The following is a 3,660-nucleotide window of genomic DNA, read 5'->3' on the forward strand; positions in this document are numbered from 1 at the left end:
GTCCACCGCCAGGCCGCGGCGGTCCTGCACCGGGTCCAGGCTTTCGTCCACCGCTTCCCAGCCGAACACCTGGGTGCCCGCCTTCAGCCAGGCCTGCTTTTGCTGACCCACCACGCGGCGCAGCACGAAGCCGCTGCTCTCGATCCTGGCCGGGTCCAGGCGCGGCTGGCCGGGCTGGTCGCAGAAGGCTTCCATGACCACCAGGTTGAACACCCGCTGGACAGGCAAGAACAGGCGGGGTACGCCCTGCTGGCGCGCCGGCGTGCGGGCCCGCAGGGCGGCGTGGGCGGACGGGTCGCCCAGGTCGGCCACCAGGCCTTCGACAAAGTCCTGGTCGCGCCGCTCCACGATCAGCGGCGCCTCCGCCGGCTGCTGCGGCCCGGCGCGCAGCCCGCTGAGCTGCACGGGGTGGGCCGTGCCGTGGGCCAGCGCCCTGGGCGAGCGCAGAGCCAGCGGGCGTGGCGGGCGCTGGGGTGCGGGCTGGAGCGTGCTGGTGGTCATGCGGTCCTCACCAGATGTTGCCCGCGCCGGGGGTGTACGACGTGGACACCACCGCGTTGCTGATCAGCGTGTCGCACTTGACCACGCCCGAAAAATTCGACATCGCCGCGTCCACCTTGACCATCGCGGCGCTGACCTCCACCTGCGCGGCCTGCACCTTCACGGTGGCCGCGGCCTGCACGGTGACGCCGGCCGGTTCGAGCGTGACGGTGTTGCCGGCGCATTCGATGGTGACCTTGCCGCCGGCCTCGTCGGTCATGGTCAGCCGCACGCCGCCAGGGGTGGTGCATTCGACGGTGGCGGTCGCGTCGCTCTCTTCAACAATCGCAATGCGCGTGCCCGCCTTGCCGGTGATGCTCCAGCGGTCCACCCGGCCGCGCAGGGTTTCGGGCGGGGTGGCGGCACCGTTCCACAGGCCGCCCACCACCACCGGGTGGCGCGCGTCGCCGCCGACGAACAGCACCAGCACCTCGTCGTCTTCCTGCGGGATGAAGAAGCCGCCCCGGCCGGCGCCCGCAAACGGGCTGGCCACCCGGGCCCACAGCGCGACGTTGGCGTCGGTGTCCAGTGCGTACAGCTCCACCTTCACGCGGGCGAGGTTCTCGGGGTCGTTCACGTCGGTGACCCGGCCCAGGTAGGGCATGGCCAGCGCGTGGGTGGGCACGCCGAAGTCGGTGAAGGGCAGGGTGTCGCGTTGCATGGTGGTGGCCTTTGTTCCTCAGCTCAACCCGGTGGGCCGAAGAAGGCGCATTCGCCGTGGAACTCGGTCTCGAAGCCGCGCTGCATGTCGTAGCGGTGGGTGCAGGCGGTGACGTAGTAGCTGTTGTCAAACCGTGGCGACACGCCGGCCAGGGTGACGTGGCTGCCCACGCGCAGCGCGGGGTTGCCCTCGCACCGCCCCTGCACGCGCACGAAGCGGCGCGCGCGCTGCGCGAACTCGGCCTGGGCCAGCGCGTCAGCCTCGGCCTGGGTCAGCGCCAGGCGGTGCGCGGTCTGCTGCACGCGTTCGCCCCAGGTCTGTTGCAGCAGCGCCTGCCCGGTGCGGCCGCTGCCGGGGCCCAGCGGGGCGCCACTGCCCGTGCCCTGCACGGCCGCGCCCTGGGCCGGGTCGAAGCCGGTGACCTTCACTTCCGAGACCTGGTGCGCCAGGTCGGCCGCCACGCGCAGCTGGTGCAGCTGGCTGTGCAGGCGCAGGGTGATCTGGTTGCGCTGCACGTCGGCCCGCGGTGCCACCTGCAGCTGGTCGCCCACCACCTGCGCGTCGGCCCCGTGGCGCGCCAGCAGGCGGCGCAGGAAAGCCAGGTCGCTCTCGTCGAACTGCACCTCCAGCGCCGACACGTCCGACAGGCCCGTGACGGTGGGCGTGAGGCCCATGCGGCTGGCCACGGTGCGCGCGATGTCGGCCACCGACTGCTGTTCGTACACCGCGATGCGCCTTGCCAGGCGCCCCTGCTGGGCCGGGTCTTCGGCCTGCACGATCAGGCGCGGCGGGCCTTCGGAATCGAAGGCAAATTCGACTGCGCTGACCAGGCCGGCAAAAATTTCGGTCGGTGCGGCGGCTTCACCGGCATACACCTTGAGTTGGCTGCCCAGCTTGAGCACCTGCTCGTCTTCGAACGCGGGGCCCACCTGACCGGTGTCGCGGGCGGTGAAGTTGACGAACGTCGCCTCCAGGCTGGACAGGGCGCCTTCCTGCTCGCGCATCACCAGCGACTGCAGCAGGCCGCTGGCCATGGCGTTGTCCTGCCCGTCGATGCGCAGCGTGGGCCGCGCCGAGTACAGGGCCAGGTTCGAGAGGTTGCTTTCGCCCATGGTCGTGCTCTGTTGGCTGTCCGTGGGGGCTCAGTCGGCCAGCAGGCGTTCCAGCCGCCAGGCTTCGCGCTGCAGGGCGGCCTGCAGCGCGGCTTCGTCGATTGCCGGCGGGGCGCTGGATGCGGCGTCCGACAGCGCGGGTGCGGCAGGTGGGGGCTGCGTGTGCACGTCCAGTTCTTCGATGACGACGGCCATGAGCGCTCCTTCAATCGAACTTGATGCGGGCCGAGGAGCCCATGTCGGCCTTCATGCCGGACGAGCTGGCGCTGACGGACTGGCCACCCAGCGCGAAGCCGCTGCCCATGGCCGTGCCCGGTGAAGGGGCGGCGGGCAGGAGGGCGCGGGTGTTCAGGGACGGTGCGCCGGTGGCCGCCTTGGGGCTGCCCAGGCCGGCGAAGGCCTGCAGGCTGCTGGCGCCTGTGCCTGTACCCGCCGATACCCCCAAGCCAAGGCCCAGGCCCCCGCCCGCACCCACGCTGGAAGACGCGCCGGCAGAAAACCCCAACGCGGCTTTGAGCTGCACGCCGCCGCTGGCCACCGCGGCCACCCCGGCGCCCGGGTTGCGCATGCTTTCAAAACCGTTGCTGGCGGCCAGAGCGCGGCCGGCCGCAGCGTTGCCGCCTTGTGCTGCCATGCCGCTGGTGCCGCGCTGGCCCAGGGCCGCCAGGCTCACGCCGCCGCCCGCCGCGGCCGCGGCATCCGGGTGGCCGGCCGGCAGCTGGGCGAACACGTCCTTGGGGTCTTGCGAAGACAGGCCGATCTAGAGCGTGGAGCGCAGCGGCACGCCAACGGCCGAGAAGAACACCAGGTACTCCTTGAATGATTCCAGGATGCCTTTGAACAGGTAGGTGCCCCAGCGGAACCCGACCAGCGCGGGGGCCTGGTCCTTGTTGGTGCTTTTGTCGCCAGGGTTGAGGAACTGCTTGATGCGATCGGTCTCGCCGCGCACGTCGGCGCCGTCGTGCGTGCTGTCGAACACGAGGTCGAACTCCAGCTTGGCCGTGGTCTGCGCGACGAACTGTTTGGCGTTGGCGTCGCGGCCCTTTTTCTCCAGCTTGTTCTGCACCGAATACGACAGCGAAGTCGGGTTGAACTGCACCAGCACCGCGTCCGCGCTGGTGGCGCCAGGCTCGTTGCCGGGGTTGGCTTGGTCGACCTTGAACAGCTTGGCCTTGTGTTCGTCGGGAATGCGCATGTCAGGCCCCCTCCATGAACAGGCCTTCGTGCACGAGGTGGATCTCTTCGATGCCCACGTCGGCGCTGCGCGCGTTGAAGTCCGCGGCCTTGAACTTGACCGGCATGGCGCGTTCGAGCCGCCAGCGCAGCACCGGGTTGCTCTGCAGGTCC

6 protein-coding genes and 1 pseudogene are annotated in these 3,660 nt (G+C 70.7%); all 7 read right to left on the bottom strand.

Features of this window, described 5'->3' with window-relative positions; translation table 11 throughout:
- A pseudogene (locus ACR2JA_RS12405) lies at positions 1 to 501 on the bottom strand (hypothetical protein); the annotation flags it as partial.
- Between the two features lie 7 nt (positions 502 to 508).
- Positions 509 to 1,201, bottom strand: a complete 693-nt coding sequence (locus tag ACR2JA_RS12410) for a phage baseplate assembly protein V (protein WP_434009390.1) — start codon at positions 1,199 to 1,201, stop codon at positions 509 to 511.
- Between the two features lie 23 nt (positions 1,202 to 1,224).
- Positions 1,225 to 2,313: a phage late control D family protein gene (locus ACR2JA_RS12415; protein WP_434009391.1), complete on the bottom strand. Its 1,089-nt coding sequence runs from the start codon at positions 2,311 to 2,313 to the stop codon at positions 1,225 to 1,227.
- A 30-nt stretch (positions 2,314 to 2,343) separates the two neighbouring features.
- The gene (locus tag ACR2JA_RS12420) at positions 2,344 to 2,508 is read right to left on the bottom strand and encodes a hypothetical protein (protein WP_434009392.1); all 165 of its coding nucleotides are present in this window, start codon (positions 2,506 to 2,508) and stop codon (positions 2,344 to 2,346) included.
- Positions 2,509 to 2,518: 10 nt separating this feature from the next.
- Complete coding sequence (locus ACR2JA_RS12425) at positions 2,519 to 3,043, bottom strand: hypothetical protein (protein WP_434009393.1); 525 nt, start codon at positions 3,041 to 3,043, stop codon at positions 2,519 to 2,521.
- Between the two features lie 30 nt (positions 3,044 to 3,073).
- Positions 3,074 to 3,508, bottom strand: coding sequence for a hypothetical protein (locus tag ACR2JA_RS12430; protein WP_434009394.1), 435 nt, complete (start codon positions 3,506 to 3,508; stop codon positions 3,074 to 3,076).
- A 1-nt stretch (position 3,509) separates the two neighbouring features.
- The gene (locus ACR2JA_RS12435; protein WP_434009395.1) at positions 3,510 to 3,656 is read right to left on the bottom strand and encodes a phage tail protein; all 147 of its coding nucleotides are present in this window, start codon (positions 3,654 to 3,656) and stop codon (positions 3,510 to 3,512) included.
- Between the last annotated feature and the right edge of the window lie 4 nt (positions 3,657 to 3,660).

Origin of the sequence: Hydrogenophaga sp. (assembly GCF_051007235.1) — a bacterium.
Taxonomy (GTDB): Bacteria; Pseudomonadota; Gammaproteobacteria; order Burkholderiales; family Burkholderiaceae_C; genus Hydrogenophaga.

What these genes read in the sequence shown, in the direction of transcription:
- ACR2JA_RS12410 (WP_434009390.1), bottom strand. Translation starts at nt 1,201, where the DNA reads ATGCAACGCGACACCCTGCCCTTCACCGACTTCGGCGTGCCCACCCAC.
- ACR2JA_RS12415 (WP_434009391.1), bottom strand. Translation starts at nt 2,313, where the DNA reads ATGGGCGAAAGCAACCTCTCGAACCTGGCCCTGTACTCGGCGCGGCCC.
- ACR2JA_RS12420 (WP_434009392.1), bottom strand. Translation starts at nt 2,508, where the DNA reads ATGGCCGTCGTCATCGAAGAACTGGACGTGCACACGCAGCCCCCACCT.
- ACR2JA_RS12430 (WP_434009394.1), bottom strand. Translation starts at nt 3,508, where the DNA reads ATGCGCATTCCCGACGAACACAAGGCCAAGCTGTTCAAGGTCGACCAA.